20 protein-coding genes are annotated in these 20008 nt (G+C 72.7%); 7 read left to right on the top strand and 13 right to left on the bottom strand.

What is annotated here, in order from left to right; all coding sequences use genetic code 11:
* Nucleotides 1-58: 58 nt before the first annotated feature.
* Both ACSDG8_RS13750 and ACSDG8_RS13745 read right to left on the bottom strand, forming a co-directional pair.
* The gene (locus tag ACSDG8_RS13750) at nt 59-325 is read right to left on the bottom strand and encodes a hypothetical protein (protein ID WP_210897931.1); all 267 of its coding nucleotides are present in this window, start codon (nt 323-325) and stop codon (nt 59-61) included.
* 40 nt (nt 326-365) lie between these two features.
* Nucleotides 366-1304, bottom strand: a complete 939-nt coding sequence (locus tag ACSDG8_RS13745; RefSeq protein WP_439427937.1) for a helix-turn-helix domain-containing protein — start codon at nt 1302-1304, stop codon at nt 366-368.
* A gap of 94 nt (nt 1305-1398) precedes the next feature.
* On the opposite strand from ACSDG8_RS13745, the gene ACSDG8_RS13740 reads away from it, so the two are divergent.
* Nucleotides 1399-2406 (top strand): saccharopine dehydrogenase NADP-binding domain-containing protein, encoded by a 1008-nt coding sequence (locus ACSDG8_RS13740; RefSeq protein WP_210897927.1) that lies wholly within the window; start codon nt 1399-1401, stop codon nt 2404-2406.
* Between the two features lie 55 nt (nt 2407-2461).
* Here the strand turns inward: ACSDG8_RS13740 and ACSDG8_RS13735 are convergent, their stop codons facing one another.
* Entirely contained in the window at nt 2462-2920 is a 459-nt protein-coding gene (locus ACSDG8_RS13735; RefSeq protein ID WP_307856172.1) for a lamin tail domain-containing protein, read from the bottom strand.
* Nucleotides 2921-3208: 288 nt separating this feature from the next.
* Between ACSDG8_RS13735 and ACSDG8_RS13730 the strand changes: the two genes are divergently transcribed.
* Together ACSDG8_RS13730 and ACSDG8_RS13725 are read left to right on the top strand one after the other, a co-directional pair.
* Nucleotides 3209-5314 (top strand): cellulase family glycosylhydrolase, encoded by a 2106-nt coding sequence (locus tag ACSDG8_RS13730; RefSeq protein WP_439427936.1) that lies wholly within the window; start codon nt 3209-3211, stop codon nt 5312-5314.
* A gap of 111 nt (nt 5315-5425) precedes the next feature.
* Nucleotides 5426-6295, top strand: coding sequence for an alpha/beta fold hydrolase (locus ACSDG8_RS13725; RefSeq protein WP_439427935.1), 870 nt, complete (start codon nt 5426-5428; stop codon nt 6293-6295).
* A gap of 6 nt (nt 6296-6301) precedes the next feature.
* Here ACSDG8_RS13725 and ACSDG8_RS13720 read toward each other — a convergent pair whose 3' ends face one another.
* Nucleotides 6302-6766: a hypothetical protein gene (locus tag ACSDG8_RS13720; protein WP_210897921.1), complete on the bottom strand. Its 465-nt coding sequence runs from the start codon at nt 6764-6766 to the stop codon at nt 6302-6304.
* An 82-nt stretch (nt 6767-6848) separates the two neighbouring features.
* Between ACSDG8_RS13720 and ACSDG8_RS13715 the strand changes: the two genes are divergently transcribed.
* The gene (locus tag ACSDG8_RS13715; RefSeq protein WP_439427934.1) at nt 6849-7658 is read left to right on the top strand and encodes a hypothetical protein; all 810 of its coding nucleotides are present in this window, start codon (nt 6849-6851) and stop codon (nt 7656-7658) included.
* Here the strand turns inward: ACSDG8_RS13715 and ACSDG8_RS13710 are convergent.
* The 4 genes from ACSDG8_RS13710 to ACSDG8_RS13695 form a co-directional block, all read right to left on the bottom strand.
* Entirely contained in the window at nt 7655-7846 is a 192-nt protein-coding gene (locus ACSDG8_RS13710; protein ID WP_210897916.1) for a general stress protein CsbD, read from the bottom strand. The two genes, ACSDG8_RS13715 and ACSDG8_RS13710, sit on opposite strands and share 4 nt — an antisense overlap.
* A 137-nt stretch (nt 7847-7983) precedes the next feature.
* Nucleotides 7984-8703, bottom strand: coding sequence for a VOC family protein (locus ACSDG8_RS13705; protein ID WP_439427933.1), 720 nt, complete (start codon nt 8701-8703; stop codon nt 7984-7986).
* A 128-nt stretch (nt 8704-8831) separates the two neighbouring features.
* Nucleotides 8832-10085 (bottom strand): hypothetical protein, encoded by a 1254-nt coding sequence (locus ACSDG8_RS13700; protein WP_439427932.1) that lies wholly within the window; start codon nt 10083-10085, stop codon nt 8832-8834.
* A 76-nt stretch (nt 10086-10161) separates the two neighbouring features.
* Nucleotides 10162-10818 (bottom strand): 4'-phosphopantetheinyl transferase family protein, encoded by a 657-nt coding sequence (locus ACSDG8_RS13695; RefSeq protein ID WP_210897908.1) that lies wholly within the window; start codon nt 10816-10818, stop codon nt 10162-10164.
* 129 nt (nt 10819-10947) lie between these two features.
* Between ACSDG8_RS13695 and ACSDG8_RS13690 the strand changes: the two genes are divergently transcribed.
* Nucleotides 10948-11223, top strand: a complete 276-nt coding sequence (locus ACSDG8_RS13690) for a hypothetical protein (protein ID WP_210897906.1) — start codon at nt 10948-10950, stop codon at nt 11221-11223.
* Nucleotides 11224-11275: 52 nt separating this feature from the next.
* Here the strand turns inward: ACSDG8_RS13690 and ACSDG8_RS13685 are convergent, their stop codons facing one another.
* From ACSDG8_RS13685 to ACSDG8_RS13675, 3 genes are all read right to left on the bottom strand, one after another.
* Complete coding sequence (locus tag ACSDG8_RS13685; RefSeq protein ID WP_210897904.1) at nt 11276-12049, bottom strand: peptidase; 774 nt, start codon at nt 12047-12049, stop codon at nt 11276-11278.
* Nucleotides 12050-12051: 2 nt separating this feature from the next.
* The gene (locus tag ACSDG8_RS13680) at nt 12052-13344 is read right to left on the bottom strand and encodes a VWA domain-containing protein (RefSeq protein ID WP_210897902.1); all 1293 of its coding nucleotides are present in this window, start codon (nt 13342-13344) and stop codon (nt 12052-12054) included.
* A 285-nt stretch (nt 13345-13629) separates the two neighbouring features.
* On the bottom strand, nt 13630-15309 hold the full coding sequence (locus tag ACSDG8_RS13675; protein WP_210897901.1) for a dolichyl-phosphate-mannose--protein mannosyltransferase: 1680 nt from the start codon (nt 15307-15309) through the stop codon (nt 13630-13632).
* A gap of 92 nt (nt 15310-15401) precedes the next feature.
* Between ACSDG8_RS13675 and rsmI the strand changes: the two genes are divergently transcribed.
* Nucleotides 15402-16241, top strand: coding sequence for a 16S rRNA (cytidine(1402)-2'-O)-methyltransferase (rsmI, locus tag ACSDG8_RS13670; RefSeq protein ID WP_247679323.1), 840 nt, complete (start codon nt 15402-15404; stop codon nt 16239-16241).
* 65 nt (nt 16242-16306) lie between these two features.
* On the opposite strand, the gene ACSDG8_RS13665 is transcribed toward rsmI, so the two are convergent.
* A complete protein-coding gene (locus tag ACSDG8_RS13665) occupies nt 16307-17134 on the bottom strand; it encodes a hypothetical protein (RefSeq protein ID WP_439427931.1) in 828 nt (275 codons plus the stop codon).
* Nucleotides 17135-17261: 127 nt separating this feature from the next.
* On the opposite strand from ACSDG8_RS13665, the gene metG reads away from it, so the two are divergent.
* A complete protein-coding gene (metG, locus tag ACSDG8_RS13660; protein ID WP_210897897.1) occupies nt 17262-19064 on the top strand; it encodes a methionine--tRNA ligase in 1803 nt (600 codons plus the stop codon).
* Between the two features lie 58 nt (nt 19065-19122).
* On the opposite strand, the gene ACSDG8_RS13655 is transcribed toward metG, so the two are convergent.
* Nucleotides 19123-19974, bottom strand: coding sequence for an alpha/beta fold hydrolase (locus ACSDG8_RS13655; RefSeq protein ID WP_210897895.1), 852 nt, complete (start codon nt 19972-19974; stop codon nt 19123-19125).
* Between the last annotated feature and the right edge of the window lie 34 nt (nt 19975-20008).

Here is a 20008-nt window from a genome sequence, read left to right as displayed (position 1 = left end):
CCATAGCCCTCGTGCCGGAACGCCCGGGCCTCGAAGGGCAGGCAGGCGGGCAGCTCGTTCAGACCGCCCGGCGTCCGCCGCGCCCGGTGAGCTTCGCCAGCAGTACGAGGGCGCCACCGCCGACGACGAGACCGACGACGGCGAAGACGAGCGTCTGGAGCAGCCAGTGGGCGCCATTGAGCAGCGACGTCGCCAGCCACACGCAGAGCAGGCCGGTCGGCATCGAGAGGACCAGGGCGACCACGACGGCTGTCGTCCACTGCCCGGTCGTGGCTTCCGGGTAGGTGTTCCACCAGCTCTGCTTCGACCCCGTGCTGCGATCCATGGTGGATCGAAGTACCCGCGCCGGCGCGCCGGCAATCCGGTCAGCCTCGGCGGAACGTCCGGCGGTAGGTGTCCGGCGGCACGCCCACTGTGCGGTGGAAGTGCCGGCGCAGGGTCGTCGCCGTACCCATGCCTGATGCCTCCGCGACGACGTCGATGCTGTCGTCGGTGTTCTCCAGCAGTTCCTGCGCCCGCCGGATGCGCTGGGTGGCCAGCCACTGCGACGGCGTGGCGCCGGTCGCGGCGGTGAAGTGGCGGACCAGGTTGCGGGTGCTCATGTTGGCCTGGCGGGCCAGGTCCGCGACTGTCAGCGGGCGGTCCAGCCGCGCCATCGCCCACGGGAGCAGCGCGGCGAGCGGGTGGTCCTCGCGGGCCGGGACGGGGGTGGTGACGTACTGGGCCTGGCCGCCCGCGCGGTGCGGTGGCACGACCAGGCGGCGGGCGACGGCGTTGGCGACCGTGGAGCCGTGGTCGCGGCGGATCAGGTGCAGGCACAGGTCGATGGCGGCGGCCTTGCCGGCGGAGGCGAGCACGGCGCCGTTGTCCACGTAGAGCACGTCCGGGTCGACGTGCACGCGCGGGTAGCGGGCGGCGAGCGCCTCGGTGTGCGCCCAGTGGGTGGTGGCGCGCAGCCCGTCGAGGATGCCGGCGGCGGCGAACACGAACGCGCCGGTGCAGAACGACACCATCCGGGCGCCCGCCGCGTGGGCGGCGCGGACCGCGTCGACCAGGTCGGACGGCGGTTCGGCGTCGGTGTCCTCGATCGCCGGGACGATCACCGTGTCGGCGCGGGCCAGGTGGTCCAGGCCGTGGTCGGGCGTCACGGCGAACCGGCCGACGCCGACCGGGCCGGGGCCGCAGACCACCAGGTCGTACCAGGGGGCGGCCAGGCCGGTCGGGTCGCGGACGAAGATCTCGCAGGCCGCGGCCAGCTCGAAGTGCAGCATCCCGTCGGTGGCGGCGAGCGCGATGGTGGCCATGTCCGAAACTGTACGGGCATTGGCGTTTGCGACACTGGCCCGGCTCATGCGACCCGGCGAGGATCATTCCAGTCGATCTTCGAGGGGGAACGTCATGCAGGTGGCGGTGTTCGGGGCGTACGGGCACACCGGGCGGTTCGTGGTGGCGAAGCTGCGCGAGCGGGGGTACGAGCCGCTGCCGCTCGGGCGTGACGCCGGAAAGCTGGCGGCCGCGTTCCCGGCAGGGGAGCACCGGGTGGCGTCGGTGGACGATCCGGGCTCGCTGGACCGGGCGCTGGCCGGGGCAGCGGCGGTGGTCAACTGCGCCGGGCCGTTCGCCTCGACCGCGGGCCCACTGATCGAGGCCGCGCTACGCGCCGGGATTCCCTACGTCGACGTGGCGGCCGAGATCGAGGCGAACCGGGACACCTTCGCGCACTACGCCGAGCGTGCCGAGGCGGCCGGTGTCGCTGTGGTGCCCGCGATGGCGTTCTTCGGCGGACTCGGTGACCTGCTGGTCACCGCCGCGATGGGGGACTGGACGGCGGCCGACGAGGCGCACGTCGCGTACGGGCTGAGCAGCTGGCACCCGACGGCCGGGACGGTCGCCTCCGGCGTCGTCTCGCGCGAGCGCCGCGACGGCCGGCGGGTCCGCTTCACCGACGGGCGGCTGGTGTACGCCGACGGCGACCTGCCCCGGCTGGACTGGGCTTTCCCGGCGCCGCTGGGGGTGCGGCCGGTGCTCGGCGAGTTCACCATGGCCGACGTGGTGACGGTGCCGAGTCACCTGGACATCCCGGAGGTGTGCACGTACATGACCGCGGACGCGGCGCGCGACCTGGCGGCGGGCGACGCTCCGGCCGCCGTGGACGAGCGGGGCCGGTCCGCGCAGACGTTCACTGTCGACGTGGTGGTGCGGGCCGGCGACGCCCGGCGGCGGGTGGTGGCCCATGGGCAGGACATCTACGCGGTCACCGCGCCGCTGGCGGTGGGGGCGACGCACCGCGTCCTGACCGGGCGTACCCGGGTGAAGGGTGTCGCCTCGGCCGGCCGGATCTTCGACGCGCCGGACTTCCTGCGCGCGCTGTCGGACCACCTGACCGTGCGGTCGCTCGCGGCGTGACGGACGGAGACGGCCGGCCCACCCGAGCGGGTGGGCCGGCCGTTTCGCGGGGTGGTCAGCAGCTGGTGTAGCCGCGGCCGCCCTTGCCCCAGCTGCAGCTGTCGACCAGGCTGCCGGAGGGGTTGCGCAGGTAGGCGGTGTCGCCGTCGTTGTTCCAGACGTACGCGGCGCGGCCCCAGTAGCGGTGGGTGCCCTTGTTGGTGCCCTTGCCGGTGTGGATGACGATGCTGTTCCCGGCGGCCACCTTGAAGTCGCCGGTGAACGAGTAGACGTGGCCGGCCTTGTCGCGCACGTAGTAGCCCTTGAGGTTGAGGACCGTCTTGCGCTTGTTGGTCAGCTGGACGTACTCGGCGTTCAGGCTCGTGTTCGAGCGGGTGTCCTTGCCGGGGGAGTCGTAGTACACCTTGGTGATCATGAAAGGCGGCGTGGCGGCCTGCGCCGGAGCGGCGGCGGCGAAAGTGCCGGCGAGGGCGATGGTGATCGCCGACGCGATGCCGAGAAGCCTTCTGCGCACGATGTCCCCTTGAGGTCAGAGCGGTGTTGGCGGGCGAGAGCGTAGCGAGGATTCCCAGCCGAATTTGTTCCCACGAGGCGTGTCCGGCGGGTTTCGGACCGGCTGGCGGATCCGATGTGGCCGGTCGTCGAACCGACCCGGTCGGTGGGGTGAGCCGAGACACCGGAACGGTTACGCATCCACATGCGCCGATTGACAATGTTTGGAATCCAAACTTATTCTCGCGCTGGGCGGGTGCGCGCCCCGCCTTCCCCGTCCACGCGCCCACCCCACCACGAAGGAACCACCATGTTCCGCTCTTTCCGTACCGCCCGATTGCGGGTCGGCCTGGTCGCGGCGACCGCCGCCACACTCGTGGCCGGCACCGCACTGCTGGCGACGAACGCCCAGGCGGCCGCCGGCTGCCGCGTCACCTACACGACCGCCAGCCAGTGGCCCGGCGGCTTCACCGCGAACGTCGACGTGACGAACCTCGGTGACCCGGTCAACGGCTGGAGCCTGCGCTGGACGTTCCCGTCCGGCCAGCAGGTCACCCAGGCATGGAGCGCCAACGTCACCTCCTCCGGCGCCGACGTCACCGCCACGAACGTCGGCTACAACGGCGCGATCGCCACCAACGGCACCGTCTCGTTCGGCTTCAACGGCTCCTGGACCGGCGCCAACACCGTGCCCACCGCGTTCACGCTCAACGGCGTGGCCTGCACCGGCGGCGTCGGCGGAACCACCCCGCCGCCGACCACCACCCCACCGCCGACCACCCCGCCCCCGACCACGCCGCCGCCCACCACCCCGCCGCCGGCCGGCAACGCCATGGCCGCCGTCGCCGCCATGCAGCCCGGCTGGAACCTCGGCAACTCCTTCGACGCGGTCGGCGCGGACGAGACCGCCTGGGGCAACCCGCGGGTCACCGAGGCGCTGCTGGACAACATCCGGGCGCAGGGCTTCAACAGCATCCGCATCCCGGTGACCTGGAGCAACCACCACGGCGCCGCGCCGAACTACACGATCGACTCCGCCTGGCTCAACCGGGTACGCGAGGTGGTCGGCTGGGCGCTCGCCGACGGCTTCTACGTGGTGCTCAACATCCACCACGACTCGTGGCAGTGGATCAACACGATGCCCACCGACCGCACGGGCGTGCTGAACCGCTACAACGCGCTCTGGACCCAGATCGCCGCCGCGTTCAAGGACTCCTCACCGAAGCTGACCTTCGAGAGCGTCAACGAGCCGCAGTTCACCGGCAGCTCCGGCGACGCGCAGAACGCCACGCTCCTCAACGAGCTGAACACGTCGTTCCACCGCATCGTCCGCCAGTCCGGCGGCGGCAACGCCACCCGGCTGCTCGTCCTGCCGACCCTGCACACCTCCGCCGAGCAGGCCCGGGTGGACGAGCTGGTCAGCACGTTCAACACGCTCAACGACCCGAACCTGATCGCCACCGTGCACTTCTACGGGTACTGGCCGTTCAGCGTGAACGTCGCCGGCGGCACCCGGTTCGACGCGACGGTGCAGCAGGACCTGACCGACCAGTTCGACCGTGTCTACAACGCCTTCGTCACCCGCAACATCCCGGTCATCATCGGCGAGTACGGGCTGCTCGGCTTCGACCGGCACACCGGCACCATCGAACAGGGCGAGAAGCTCAAGTTCTTCGAGTTCCTCGGCCACTACGCGCGCAGCCGCAAACTGACCACCCAGCTCTGGGACAACGGCCAGCACTTCGACCGCACGTCGTTCGTGTGGAAGGACCCCGAGCTGTTCGCCCAGATCAAGTCGAGCTGGACGACGCGCTCCGGCACCGCGTCCAGCGACCAGGTGTACGTGCCGCGCACCGGCACGATCACCGCCAAGAGCCTGACGCTCAACCTGAACGGCACCACGTTCCAGGGGCTGCGCCAGGGCACCACCGACCTGGTGAACGGCACCGACTACACGGTCTCCGGCAGCACGCTGACGCTCACCGCGTCGGCGCTGACCCGGCTGGTCGGCTCCCGCGCGTACGGCGTGAACGCCAACCTCCAGGCGCGCTTCTCCGCGGGCGTGCCGTGGCGGATCAGCATCATCACGTACGACCCGCCGGTGCTGTCGAACGCCACCGGCACCACAGCGGCGTTCACGCTCCCGGCGCAGTTCCGCGGCGACCAGCTCGCCACCATGGAGGCGAAGTACGCCGACGGCAGCAACGCCGGCCCGCACAACTGGACCTCGTACAAGGAGTTCGACGTGACGTTCGCGCCGAACTACACCGGAAACACGATCGCGCTGAAGCCGGAGTTCTTCGCCGAGGTCAACGACGGTCAGCGGGTCACCCTGACGTTCCACTTCTGGAGCGGCACGAAGCTGACCTACTACGTGACGAAGTCCGGCAGCACCGTCACCGGCACGGTGAGCTGACGGCGACGGCCCGGCTCGCGGCGGTGGGCGCTCGACACCGCCGTGAGCCGGGTCCGGCGCGGTTTCCCGCCGAACCGATGAGTTCCCGGGCCTGCGACGGTCGACAGAGGCATGAACACGCTCACTCTCCAGACGCCCGAGGTCGACCTCGTCTACGACATTCGCACGCCGAGCGCCGCCGACGCCGGACACCGCCCGCTGTTCATGATCGGCCAGCCCATGTGCGCGGACGGCTTCGCCACGCTCGCCTCGTACTTCCCGGACCGGACCGTCGTCACGTACGACCCGCGCGGGCTCGGTCGCAGCGTCCGCAAGGACGGCCGCGGCGACGACGTGCCCGAGGTCCAGGCCCGGGACGTACGCGACATCATCGAGGCCCTCGGCGCGGGCCCGGTGGACCTGTTCGCCAGCAGCGGCGGCGCGGTGACCGCGCTCGCCCTGGTGGCCGCGTACCCGGACGCGGTGGCCACGCTCGTGGCGCACGAGCCACCGCTGGTGCAGGTGCTGCCCGACGCCGAGGCCGCCCGGCGGGCCATGGCGGCCTGCCAGGAGGCGTACCAGAAGAGCGGCTGGGGCGCCGGCATGGCGGCGTTCATCGCCATGACGTCGTGGCGGGGCGAGTTCACCGACGAGTACTTCGCCCAGCCACTGCCCGACCCGGCCGCGTTCGGCATGCCGACCGAGGACGACGGCAGCCGGGACGACCCGCTGCTCTCCGACCGCGCCGCGGCGGTCACCCGCTTCCGGCCGGACGTGGACGCGCTGCGCGCTGCGCGTACCCGGGTCGTCGTCGCGGTGGGCGAGGAGTCGGCGGACACCTTCACCGGACGCACGTCGGTGGCCACGGCCGAGCTGCTCGGCGGCAAGGCCGCGGTCTTCCCCAGCCACCACGGCGGGTTCCTGGGTGAGGAGATGGGCCACGCCGGGCAGCCGGAGGCGTTCGCGCGCCGGCTGCGGGAGATCCTCGACGGCGCCGCCTGACCGGGCTCAGGCGCGGCGCACGTCGGTGACCATGACCGGGTAGGGGCCGGCCGGCATGTCGGCCCCCGCCTGGTCGGCGGGGACCACGTTCTCCATCCGCAGCCGCAGCGTGGCCGGGTCGGCGGTGTCCACTGTGATCCGCCACTCCCATCCGCCGCCGTACCCGGCGCTCAGCTCGACCTCCGTCGCGCCGCCCGCCGTGCCGGTCAGCGTCATGGGCGTGGGCTGCTGGTGCCACGAGTCGCCCCACCAGGCGACGAGCGAGCCGGGCTCCTCGCCGGCGGCGATCACCAGCAGACCGTCCTGCGGCCCGTCGGCCGGGTGGGCCCACGAGTACGACACGGTGGTCAGGTGGCCACCGGCGGCGGTCGCGACGGTGGCGGTGGCCGGCGACTCGGCGAGCGGATCGGCGGGCATCAGACGGAAGCCGCTGGTGCCGGCCCAGGATCCGGTGACGTCAGTGAGAACCATCGCCCCAGGATAGGAACCACCCCCGACACCGCCCGCCGAAGCGGGTCACGCGGCGCGCCACCGGGCCCGGGGATCGCCGGCCTTGCGCGTGCAGCGCATCAGCGTGCCCTTGGCGGTACGGCCGGTCGCGCCGACCGGCGAGCAGAAGGCACCAGGGTGGACGGAGCCCTGGACGGTGCCGGTGGACGGCTTTGTGGTCCGGGGCGCGCTCGTGGTCCGCTTCGGCGCCGGCTTGGGCGTGGTCCGCTTCGGCTTCGGCCGGGGCGTCGGCCGCGCGGTCGCGGTCTGCGGCGACGGCTCGGCGGACCGCGTCGTCGGCGGGGCCGACGGTGAGTCGGTCGGGACGGCGACGTTCGAGGGCGACCCGGACGAGTGGACGGCAGGGGGCGGGCCGGCACTGCGTGCGGTCGCGGACGAGGCGGCGCTGATCGACGCGGGCTTCTCGTCGGTCGCGCCGCCGACTGCGGCGAGCCCGCCGCCGCAACAGCACAGCACCAGCACGCCGCCGGACACGATCACGGCCTTCGTGCCGCCGGAGAGCCGGCGCCACCAGGACTGCGTCGGCATCGGCCCGGATCTCTGCGGTAATGGCTTGGTCACGCCACACAGTCTGCTTGCGCCATCAATGATTGCGATTGGTCAACTGGCGCGTTTCGCATCGACGCTCGGCGACGCGAGCCGACAATCCGTCGGCATGCTCAGCCGACCGATGGGAGCCGGACCACAGTCGACCCATCGGCGGTCCCCGATCGGGAGACGCGACGCCACCAGGCGTACCCCATCGGTCTGCCGATCATCGGGGGTGACGGACGCCGAGAGATCTTGGAAGATTTCGGCCCCTATGAGGGCCGAAATCTTCCAAGATCCGCGCGTGGGGAGCGTGGAGCGCTAGGCGGAGAAGTTGTCGTCGGCGTCGCGGGCGTCCTCCTGGACGTGCTCGCCGGGGCGCTTGCCACGGATCTCGTCCAGTTCCCGCACCCGGTCGGCTTCGGCGTGTTCGTCCTGGTTCAGGTCACCCAGGCGGGCCCGGGCCGGACCGGCCAGGTTCTCCAGGTCGTTGTTCGCCCGCTCGACGCTCATGCCGCCTCCCCGGATCGTCGCGTGACGGCCCTCGCCGCCTGCCACGTCGCGTCCCCGCTGACCCGCACGGCAAACCGCCGCCACCGGATCGGCTTCAGCCGGCCTCCCGGCGCGACCCGCGCCACCCGGCCGGGCGGTCATGCGGGCGGCACGGCCATGAGCAGGTCCTCGGCGTGCCCCAGCGTGTCGGCCAGCCGGGCCCGCGACTCGTCGTCCAGCGGGACCGACAGCGCCTGCCGCACCAGTTCCCCGGCGGCCTCCGGCTCCCCGAGCTGCAGTGCCAGCTCGGCCCGGTAGACCAGCGCCTCCACCAGAACCGCGGGGTCGTCGGCGGCGTCCGGGCGGGCCAGCGCGCCGTCGAGGATGCGCGCGGCCTGACCGGGATTGCCGCGCGATTCGCCCTGCACCACGGCGTTGCCCAGCGTGCGGGCGAGCCCGCCCCGGTCGTCGTCGGCGTCCGGCGTCGAGGCTCGGGCCACGAACCGGATCCAGTTGCCGCCCGGGTCGACGATGCTGAACCCGGAGTGCCCGTCTTGATTGCGGCGGGGCCGGGGCCGGGTCATCCGGGGTACGCCGGAGACCAGCACCTTGCCGTACGTGGCGCGCAGGCCGTCGGTGAAGGCGCGGTGCAGGGCGGCCAGGTCGTCCACCACCACCAGGCAGGAGCCGCACGAGTCGGCCGGATCGAACTCGGCCATCCCGAAGAAGTGCAGGTTGAGGTCCTCCCGGCGCAGGGCCAGGTACGGGTTGGGGCGCTCCTGCCGGTACGTCGCCTCGAAGCCGAGTGCCTGGTAGAAGGGCGCCACGTCGTCGAGTGAGCGGCAGGGCAGCAGCGGGATGGTCGTCTCGTTCGCCATCCTCCGAGCCTGGCCACCGGGAGCGCCCATGCGCACATGGAAAGGCCCGAACGGCCGGCGGGCACTGTCCGAACAGTCACCGGGGCCGGTCCGAAACGGACCGGCCCCGGTTGCGGGTCAGGCGCGGGTCAGGGCTTCCAGGACCCGGCGGTACGGAAGCGGTGCTTGTACTCGACGACGCCGTTCTGGTCCTTGACGTCGAAGATGAGCTGACCGCTGCGCTTGGAGCCGGCGGGCAGGTTGTTGCCCGAGGTCATCAGCCTGCCGCACCCGGAGAAGGCGCCGCCGATGCCGTTCTCCTCGGTGCCGTCCTCGGCCACCCAGGAGAAGTAGAACGGGTTGATCGAACCGGTGCCCTTGGTGATCTCGGCGGTCACGTCGGCGATCAGGAACATGCCCTTCTTCGGGCCGGGCATGATCTCGCTGCAGGCGGCGTTCCGGGTCCGGAAGTTGCCGACGGTGATCTCGATGGTGCCGTCGGTGTCGTTGATGATCAGTTTGTCGCCGGCCGGCATGTTGAAGGTCTTGTCGTCGGTGCCGCCCGGCTGTGGCGTGCCGGTGGGAGCGCCGGTCGGGGCCTCCTGGGTGGGGAGGCCGTCGGTGACGCTCGGCGTCGGCGGCGAGTCGACAATCTCCTGGGCCTGGTTCACGCCACTGTAGACGGCGAAGATGCTGCCACCGCAGCAGAGCAGCAGCAGGAGCGCCGCGACGATGCCGATCGTGATCCAGACGTTCTTGTTCGACTTCTTGGCCGGCGGCCCGAAGGGCGCTCCCGGCGGCGGGTACGGCGCCCCGGTGGGCCCGTACGGCTGCCCACCGCCCGGCGGCGGATAGCCCCCCGGCGGCTGATACGCCGCGCCCGGCTGCTGGTACTCGCTGCCCGGCTGATACGCGGCGCCTGGCTGCTGGTACTCGCTGCCCGGCTGATACGCGGCGCCTGGCTGCTGGTACTCGCTACCCGGCTGATACGCGGCGCCCGGCGGCTGGTACTCGCTACCCGGAGGCTGGTACGGCGGGTAGGGCGCGCCCGAGGTCGGCGGCGCCGGCGGGAAGCCCTGGGCGGGAGCGGGCGGGTACTGCTCGCCCGGCCCCGGCTGTGGCGGATACGGCGCCCCGGAGGTCGGCGGATAGGGCGCGCCCGACACCGGCGGATACGGCGCACCCGAAACGGGCGGCTGCGGCGGCGCCGACACCGGCGGCTGCGGCGTGCCCGGAGGCGGCGGATAGGGCGCGCCCGAGACCGGGGGCGTCGGCGCGTCCGGGGCAGGCTGCTCGTACGGGTCGCTCGGCGGCATCGGCGCGGTGGGGAACGCCTGCGTCGGCGGCTCCGGCGGCTGCTGGTTCGGGTCCGGTGACCCGGATGGAGGCTGAGGGTGGCTCACCGTACTCCTAGGGGCGCCTTCGGGATTTTCAGTCGGAACGACGGTACAAGCCCGAGGCAACCCGGCCGACAGGGCGTCATCGATGTGGCAGGACGGCGGCGGTGCGCACCAGTTCGTCGTCCACCGCGAACCGTCCGGTCACGCGGGACGGCGGGTCGGCCACCGGAGCGGCCGCGAGCCGGGCCGGCGCGATCTCGGCGTGGAACGTGCCGGTCTGCGGGTCGAGCGTGACGCGGGCGTCGGCGAAGCCGAGCCAGGTCCCGACGAGCGGGTGCCAGACCTTGTAGACGGTCTCCTTGGCGCTGAACAACACGGTCGGCCAGGGCGTCCCGGCCGGCAGCCGGGCCAGGTCCGCCTCCTCGTCAGGGCGGCACACCTTCCGCCGTACCCCGGGGGAGAGCGGGCGAAGCCGCTCGGCGTCGATGCCGACGGCGCGCACGTCGGTGGCGCGGGCGGCGGCGGCCGCGCAGTAGTCCAGGGTGTGGGTGATCGCGCCGACGACGCCGGGCGGCCACATCGGGGCCCGGTCCGCGCCGGCGGGCACCGGCGTGCCGGTCAGGCCGAGCGTGGCGAGCGCCCGGCGGGCGCAGACCCGGCCGGCGGTGAAGTCGCGGCGGCGGCGGAGCACCGCGCGGTCGCCCAGGGCGGCTCGTTCGGCCGGCAGCAGCTCGCCGGACCAGTCGGCCGGGCCGGCCACCGACACGGCGACCACGGCCGGCAGCAGATCACGCACGTGTGGTGGATGACGGGGGCACGCGGTGACCGTACCGTAACGCTGGGGCGTGCCGCGGCGCTGAAGGGACGTTGCGGGGAGGCAACCGGTCCATCACCACCTCGATCGCGATCAGAGAAGGAGCGGCGGATGACGCGTGGCGCGGAGGCACCGGGGAGGCGGGACGGCGAGCACGTGCCGGTGACCCCCGACTGGACCTGCGGCTCGTGCGGTGACGAATGGCCCTGCGCCACGAAACGTCACCATCTGCTGCGCGAGTACCAGGTGGATCGGGCGTCGTTGAGCGTCTATCTCGGTTCCTGCCTGGCCGCTGCGACGCAGGATCTGCGCTCCGTGCCGGTCACCGCGCTCCAGGACCGGTTCATCGGCTGGGTGCCGCGCGGCCCGCGTACTGCTGAGGCGTGAGAGCCTCCGGTGGCCGCCGCGTCGGGTTCACAGCGGCCACCGGCTGCGGTCTTCAGCTGCGGCGGGGCCGCCGGGTGAGCGCGAAGCCGACCACGCCGGCGACGGCGGCGAGCACGCCGCCCACGCCGGTCCAGGCCCAGCGCGAGCCCGCGTCGGGCAGCCAGCCGGTCAGGTCGGTCTCCTCCTCGGCCACCGGCTCGGGCGTCGGCTCGGCGGCCAGCACCGTGCCGGCCCTGGTGTTCGGCACCAGCGGCGCGGCCAGTTCGCCGTCGTCGCCGGACGCGCCGCCCTCGTCGGTGGCGCCGACGAGCATCTCCACCTCGACCGGCAGGCCGAGGTCGGGCTCGGGCAGGTCGGTGACGGAGAGCCGGACGTAGTAGGTGCCGGGCAGCGGGTCGCCGGACCACGGCTCGGCCCACGGCCGTACCCGGCGCAGCGTGCAGCCGAGCGCCACGCTCGTCGCCGCCGCGTCCGCTGTGGGCGTCTGCGCGCCGGCCGTGCACGCCTGCCGGCGGCGCAGCCCGTCGAACACGTCGACGGTCCAGGTGGACGCGCCGGTGCGTTGCTTCGGGAACGTGACGGTGGCGGTGATCTCGTGGACCTGCCCGGCGTCGGCCCGGAACGACCAGTACAGGTGGTCGCCGGTCGACGCGCCCACCTGCACCGGCTGTCCGGCGGTGACGGTCGTGGCGGTGAGGAACGAGGTGCCGGCCTTGGTCACAGTGGTCGCGCCCGGTGACGGGCTGGGCGCGGCCAGGGCCGCCGCCGGGGTGAGGGCGAGTCCCGTGACGGCCGTCGCCGCCGCGGCGCGAATCAGCGTACGCATGCTCAGTTCACCCTCCACGTGTGCACCCACCAGCGGGTGAGCAGTCCGGCGACCAGCCCGGTGAGCAGTCCGGCCAGCGTGAGCAGGAGCAGCAGCACCCAGCCGCGGCCGAGGTCCGGCCCGTCCGGGGCGGGGGAGGCGGCCACCACGTCGACTGTGAGCTCCACCGGCATGCCCGGCTGGGCCTGCGTACCGGGCCGGGCCGCGAAGGAGTTGCTGACCACCAGGCAGACGGTCCGTACGGCCTGCTCCGCGCCGGGGCTCGGCTCCGGGCTCGGGCCGTCGTCGTCCTCCTCGGCGGCCGACCACCGCAGGCCGGCGGAGACCACGTCGGTGCGCCCGCTGCCGGCGTCGACGCCGCGGACCAGTTCCCGCCCGTCCGGCGAGGTGGCGCGCAGCAGCACGCCGTAGTCCGGGTTGACCGGCCGGTCCAGCGCGACGCTCACCGAGGCGCGCAGTTCCTGCCCGGGCCGCACCGGCACCCGGTACCAGCGGTGCTCGGAGAACGCCTCCCGGTCGCTGTAGACGCCGGGGGCGAGCAGCGGCGCGCCCTGGCACGCCGCGCCGCCGCCGACCACCGCCGGGGTGGCCGTGTACGTGTCCCGGGCCCGGTCGACGAGCTGCTTGATCCGGCCGGTCAGCTCGTCGGCGCTCTGCGCCGCCGTGTAGGTCCCACCGGTCGCGCCGGCGATGCAGAGCAACTGCCGGCGTACCTTCTCGTCCGGGGCGAGACCGAGCGTGTCCACGACGAGCCGGGTGCCCTGGGCGGCCAGCTCGCGCGCCACCTCGCACGGGTCGGGCGGGGCGCAGGTGTCCTCGCCGTCGGTGATCAGCACGATCCGGCGGGCGGTGCTGCCGGTGCCCAGGTCCTGCGCGGCGGAGCGCAGCGCCAGACCGACCGGTGTGAAGCCGGTCGGGCGCAGCCCGGCGACGGCGGCCTTGGCCTGGGTACGGTCCACCGGGCCGACCGGCACGATCTGCTGGGTGTCCAGGCAGCCCTTCTTCTTGTCCTTGCCCTGGTAGGTGGCGCCGAGCACCCGGATGCCGAGCTGTGTCTCGTCCGGTAGGGCGTCGACCACCTCGTTGAACGCCTGCTGCGCGACGGAGATCCGGCTGCGCCCGTCGATGTCCCGGGCCCGCATCGAGCCACTGACGTCGAGGACCAGCTCGACCTTGGGCGGTTCGGCGGCCGGTTCGGCGGTCTCGTCGTCGGCCCCGGCGGGACTCGGCCCGATCAGCGCGGCGGCCGCCAGGAGTCCGAAGAGGACAATCGTCGATCGTCTCTTGTTGATCACCGGGCGAAGTGTAGTGAGATCCACTTTGGAAGATCATCCGGGTCTGGCGACCCTCCGCGCGGCCGTTGCGCCGGAGATCGAACCCGTTATGTTCCCGCAGGATGACCCACGGTTAGATGATTGAGGTAAACCTTTCGGGAGTGGCGTGCCCGTCGTAAATCTGACCGGCTCGCACCCGTTGTGCCCGTGCCGGAGTGTGGTTAAGCTCTGTCTTGCGCGCCCCAATCGCCCGCTTCCCCCGTGGCAGGCGATCGGGGCGCGCTTCTTTGTGCCGGCGCCCGCGCCTCAGATCCAGCGGCCGTCCAGCCACATTCGCGCCGACCACTCCGCGTACGGCAGCACCCGGCCCACGAAGATCGGGTAGAAGTACGCGAAACAGAGCGCCACCAGCAACACGTAGGCGCCCGCGATGATCCCGCCCACCATCCGCCGGTCCCGTAGCTGTTGCGGGTCGGGCGGCGCGGCCGTGGCGGTCGTCGCGGTCACCGGCGCCGGAGTGGTGATCGCGCCGAGCACATAGACCACCGCGAGCACCAGGAACGGCACCGCCGGCGCGGCGTAGAAGGAGAACATCGTCCGGCCGTCGAGGGCGAACCAGAACCAGGGCAGCAGGCCGGCGGCGATGCTGAGCAGGATCGCGCCCGCCCGCCAGTCCCGCCGGGCCAGGCCGAGCCAGGCGGTCGCGACGATCGCCGGCAGGAACGACCACCACAGCAGCGGGGTGCCCAGCAGCAGCACCTCCGAGGCGCAGCTCGGCGCGCCGCAGCTGCCGTCCCCGGACCAGTGGAACGCCACCGGGCGGCCGAGCAGCAGCCACTGCCACGGCCAGGACTGGTACTTGTGCGGGTCGTCGAGCTGGGTGTGGAAGCCGTACGAGGCCTTGTGGTACTCCCACAGGTTGATCAGCGCCCCGACGAACGGGGTGTCGCTCAGCTCCGGGTTGTTCGGGTAGCGCTCGGCCAGGCGGTAGTAGCCCTCGTCGCTGAGCAGCCAGCCCGACCAGGTCGCGACGTAGGTGACCACCATCAGCACGCCGGCCGCGAGCAGCCAGGGCAGTTCGTCCAGCACCGCGTCACGCCACGGGCGGCGGACCCCGGCCGAGCGGCGGACGCCCACCTCCCAGAGCAGCACCAGCAGCGCGAACGCCGGCACGAAGTAGACCGCGCTCCACTTGACCGAGCAGGCGCAGCCGAGCAGCACACCGGCCGCCAGCCGCCACCACGGCCAGTTCCGCCAACCCGAGGGAGGCCGCCCGGCGCGGCCCGGCCGGCTCGGGTCGAGCCCGCCCTCCAGGGCCCGCGTCCAGCGCCGCCGCCGGGCGTCCCGGTCGAGCACCAGCGCGCCGAACGCGGCCAGCACGAACAGCAGCAGGAAGATGTCGAGGATGGCGGTGCGGGACAGCACCAGGTGGAACCCGTCGAGCGCGAGCAGCAGGCCCGCCGCGCAGCCGAGCACCGTGGAACGGAACATCCGCCGGGCGATGCGGATCAGGAGCAGCACCGACAGCGTGCCGGCCACCGCCGCGCCGAACCGCCAGCCGAACTCCGGCGACGTCGTGATCAGGTGGCCCGGCACCGAGACGCCGCTGTCCGCGTCCTGGTAGCCGAAGGCCCACTCGCCGATGCCGATCATCCACTTGCCCAGCGGTGGATGCACCACGTACGAGGGGCCGTTGTCCTTGTAGTTCCACTCGACGCCGCGGTCGATCAGCCCGTACGCGTCCTTCGCGTAGTAGGTCTCGTCGAAGACCTTGCCGGGCGGGAAACTGAGCCCCACGAAGCGCAGGATCGCCGCGATCGCCACCACCACGGCTGTGGCCAGCCACGCCTGCCCCCGACCGATGCGGTCGTCGACGGTGGCGAGCCGGCGCCGCACGGCGGCGGGCAGCCCGCCCCCGCTGCCGTCGCCCCGCTCGGCGGTGGAAGGGTCCGGGTTCGCGCTCTGTGCTGTCGACGCACTCGTCACCCGGCGATCGTAGGCTGCGAGGGTGCCCGGTGGCGTCCATCGTCTCCGAAATTGGTACGACCGTCGATGAAGGAGCACACGCCGTGGGGGAAATGTCCGAGGTCGGACGGCTGGTGCTGCTCGGCGCGCCGCTGGGCAATCCGGCCGACGCGTCCGCCCGGTTCCGCGAGGTGCTGGCCGCCGCCGACGTGGTCGCGGCCGAGGACACCCGGCGGCTCACCCGGCTGGCCCGCGACCTCGACGTGACGGTGCCCGGCCGGATCGTCTCCTACTTCGAGGGCAACGAGGAGCGGCGTACCCCGGAACTGGCCGAGGTGCTCGTCGCCGGCTACACGGTCGCGCTGGTCACCGACGGCGGCATGCCGAGCGTCTCCGACCCCGGGTACCGGCTGGTCCGGGCCGCCCTCGACGCGGGCGTCCCGGTCACCGCGGCGCCCGGGCCCAGCGCTGTCACCACCGCGCTGGCGCTGTCCGGGCTGCCCTGCGACCGGTTCTGCTTCGAGGGCTTCCTGCCGCGTACCCCCGGCGCCCGCCGCTCCCGCCTGCGGGCGCTCGCCGCCGAGGAGCGCACGCTCGTGTTCTTCGAGGCGCCGCACCGCATCGCCGGCGCGCTGGCCGACCTGGCCGAGGCGTTCGGCAGGGACCGGCCCGCCGCGCTCTGCCGCGAGCTGACCAAGACCTACGAGGAGGTGGTCCGCCGCCCGCTCGGCGACCTGGCCGAGTGGGCCGCCGACGGCGACCCCCGGGGGGAGATCACGCTCGTGGTGGCGGGCGCGCCGGTCACGCCCGCGGTCCGGCCCGACGACGACACGCTGCGCGCCGCGGTGGCCGAGCGCGAGGCGGGCGGGCTTTCCCGGCGCGACGCGATCACCGAGGTCGCCACCGCGTACGGGCTGCGGCGGCGCGAGGTCTACGCCGTCGTGCACCAGTGAAAGGAAGGGCCCCCTGTTAACGCCTCAGGTAGAGGAAGGGCCCCCTTTTAACACCTCACCTCACCTCACCAGGCGGCGGCCAGGAACCCGACCGTGATCAGCGCCGGCCCGGCCAGCGCCAGGCCGACCGCCCAGCGCCGCTGCCGCTCGTCCGCCAGCCGGGTCGCCCCGGTCCACCTGGCGATCCCGGCGGCGCACCCGGCCACCAGCGCCAGCCCGAGCAGCCAGCGCAGGTGCCGTCCGGGACCGGTGTCCGCGTAGGCGGTGGACCCGTCCGGCCCGGTCATCCGCGCCGGCAGCAGGGTGCCGGTGGCGGTGCGCTCGGCCGGTACGCCGCTGACCCGTACACCCTGGGCCTGGAACCGGTCGCCGTCGGCCAGGAAGATCCCCCGGCAACGCTGGGTGAGCCCGCCGCCCGCGCACCCGGTGATCATCACGGTGCCGCCGGTCGAGTGTCCGGCCGCCAGCCAGAACGGCCCGGCGCTCACCCAGGCGAAGAACGCGGCGAGCAGGCTCAACGTCAGCAGCACGGCGAGGCCGACGGGCGGGGTCGGCGGAGGGGCCGGGCGGGCCGGCTCGCGGCGGACCGGCGACCGGACGGGGAGCGGGTGCGGCTCGTCGCGCAGCGGCGTGCCGTCCCAGTGCACCTCCTCGATCGGCGCCCAGCCGCCCGCCTGCGCGGCCTTGCGCTGCCAGCGCGGCTGCCGCACCGGCACCCGGCTCGGCACCGCGTCCACCGGCGCGCCGGTGGTGGGCTCCACCTCGACCGGCGGGTCCGCCGGGTCGAGCCGGGGCTGCGGCGCGACGGGCGCGCCCACCGGACCGGGCCGCGCCCGCCGGGTGGTGGCCGCCGACGGCTCCGGCGCCGCTGGTCTGTTGGTCACGATGTTCATTTCACACCGGTACGCCCGGCTTGCGAGGAAGCTCATGCCGCGTGTCGGCGACAAATCGGACGTACGGCTGGCGCCTGCCGCCCATTGGTTCGCGGCCGGCCCACCGCAATCACTAGGCTTGCTGCTCATGAGTCACGTTCTCGCCGCGGTCGCCTGGCCCTACGCCAACGGCCCGCGCCACATCGGCCACGTATCCGGATTCGGCGTTCCCTCCGACGTCTTCGCCCGGTACATGCGGATGGCCGGTCACGACGTGCTCATGGTCTCCGGCACCGACGAACACGGCACCCCGATCCAGGTGCAGGCCGACGCCGAGGGGGTCACCCCGCGCGAGCTGGCCGACCGCTACAACCGGGTGATCGCCGAGGACCTGAAGGCGCTGGGCCTGTCCTACGACCTGTTCACCCGCACCACCACGCGCAACCACTACGCGGTGGTGCAGGAGCTGTTCACCGGCCTGTACCGCAACGGGTACATCGTCCCGAAGGTCACCACCGGGGCGATCTCCCCGTCCACCGGCCGGACGCTGCCCGACCGCTACATCGAGGGCACCTGCCCGATCTGCGGCTACGACAGCGCGCGCGGCGACCAGTGCGACAACTGCGGCAACCAGCTCGACCCGATCGACCTGATCGACCCCAAGTCGAAGATCAACCGCGAGACGCCGGAGTTCGTCGAGACCGAGCACTTCTTCCTCGACCTGCCCGCCCTGGCCGACGCGCTGCGGCAGTGGCTGGACAACCGCGAGGGCTGGCGCCCCAACGTGCTGCGGTTCTCCCGCAACCTGCTCGACGACCTTCAGCCCCGGGCCATCACCCGGGACCTGGAATGGGGTGTGCCGATCCCGCTGGACGACTGGCGTGACCGGCCGGACAAGCGGATCTACGTCTGGTTCGACGCGGTCATCGGCTACCTGTCCGCGTCCATCGAGTGGGCCCGCCGCACCGGCGACCCGGAGGCCTGGCGCAAGTGGTGGTCCGCGGACGGCGAGGGCAAGGACGCCCGCTCCTACTACTTCATGGGCAAGGACAACATCGTCTTCCACTCGGTGATCTGGCCGGCGCTGCTCGGCGGCTACTCCGGCGAGGGCGCCCGCGACGGCGAGCCGGGCGAGCTGGGCCGGCTCAACCTGCCCACCGAGGTCGTCTCCAGCGAATATCTGACCATGGAGGGACGGAAGTTCTCCTCCTCCCGCAAGGTGGTCATCTACGTCCGGGACTTCCTGGAGCGCTACGACGCCGACGCGCTGCGCTACTTCATCGCGGTGGCCGGCCCGGAGAGCAACGACACCGACTTCACCTGGGCGGAGTTCCTGCGCCGCAACAACGACGAGCTGGTCGCCGGCTGGGGCAACCTGGTCAACCGGTCCGTCTCGATGGCGGCGAAGAACTTCGGCGCGATCCCGCCGGTCGACCCGGCCGGGCTCACCGAGGCCGACCAGGCGCTGCTGGACACCGCGAAGGCCGGTTTCGGCGTGGTCGGCGACCTGATCGCCCGGCACCGGCAGAAGCAGGCCATCGGCGAGGCCATGAAGGTCGTCGCCGAGGCCAACAAGTACCTCTCCGAGCAGGCGCCCTGGAAGCTCAAGGGCGAGGACGACAAGCCCCGGATGGGCACCATCCTGCACGTCGCCCTCCAGGTGGTCAGCGACGCGAACACGCTGCTCACCCCGTTCCTGCCGCACTCCGCACAGAAGATCCACGAGCTGCTCGGCGGCACCGGCACGCACGCCCCGATGCCGGTGATCGAGGAGGTCGACGACCTCGACGGCGGGCCGTCGTACCCGGTGCTGACCGGTGACTACACCGTCGGGACGCGCTGGGAGTCCGTACCCCTGGAAGTGGGCCGGCCGCTCGCGGCGCCGAAGCCGGTGTTCCGCAAGCTCGACCCGTCCATCGTCGAGGAGGAGCTGGCCCGCCTGGCCGGCTGAGCACACGCGCGAACCGCGGCCCGGGGATCTCTCCCCGGGCCGCGGTCGTGCGCGCAGGTCAGGCGCGGGCCATGCTCGGCTTGCCGATGAACTCCATCACCGCCTTGTTGACCTCGCCCGCGTGGGTCCACGGGAGGCCGTGCGGGGCGTCCGGCAGCGCGACCAGGCGGGCGTCGGGCAGCATGTCCACCAGCCGCTGGCCGGTGGCCGGGAACGGCAGCACCGCGTCCTTGGTGCCCTGGATGATCAGCACCGGCACGTCGATGTTCGGCAGGTCCGGCCGGAAGTCGCTCAGCCACGCGTCCACCGAGTCGTGGGTGCCCTTCGCCGACGCCTGCGTGCCGATCTGCCAGTGGGCGTGGTACGCCTCGTTGCTGACCGCCCGGTCCCGCTTCCCGCCCGAGTCGAAGAACGCGTCGCAGAACGCGGTCAGGTAGGCGAAGCGGTCCGCCAGGATCGCCTGCTGGAAGCCCTCGAAGACGCTCTTCTCCACGCCCTGCGGGTCGTCGGCGGTCTTCAGCAGGTACGGCGCCAACGGCGAGATCAACACCGCCCGGTCCACCCGGTCCGACCCGTACGCGCCCAGGTACCGGGTCACCTCACCGGTGCCCATGGAGTGCCCGACCAGGATCGCGTTGCGCAGGTCCAGTTCGGTCATCAACACGTCCAGGTCGGCGGCGAACGTGTCGTAGTCGTAGCCCATGGCCGGCTGGGCGGAGTTGCCGAACCCACGCCGGTCGTACGTGATCACCCGGTATCCGGCGTTCAGCAGGTTGCCGCTCACCTTCTCCCAGGTCGCCCCGTTGAACGGGAAACCGTGGATCAACACGATCGGCTGACCGGAACCGTGATCCTCGTAGTACAGGTCGATAGGTGCGGAGTTCTCCGTACCGACGGTGACGAAAGGCATGTCGGGATTCCCCCTCGCGCGGGCTTCTCGGACG

Source organism: Micromonospora sp. LA-10 (assembly GCF_051853095.1).
Lineage (GTDB): Bacteria > Actinomycetota > Actinomycetes > Mycobacteriales > Micromonosporaceae > Micromonospora > Micromonospora echinospora_A.
The sequence above is the reverse complement of the archived record's forward strand: the minus strand, read 5'-3'. Positions and strand labels throughout refer to the sequence as shown.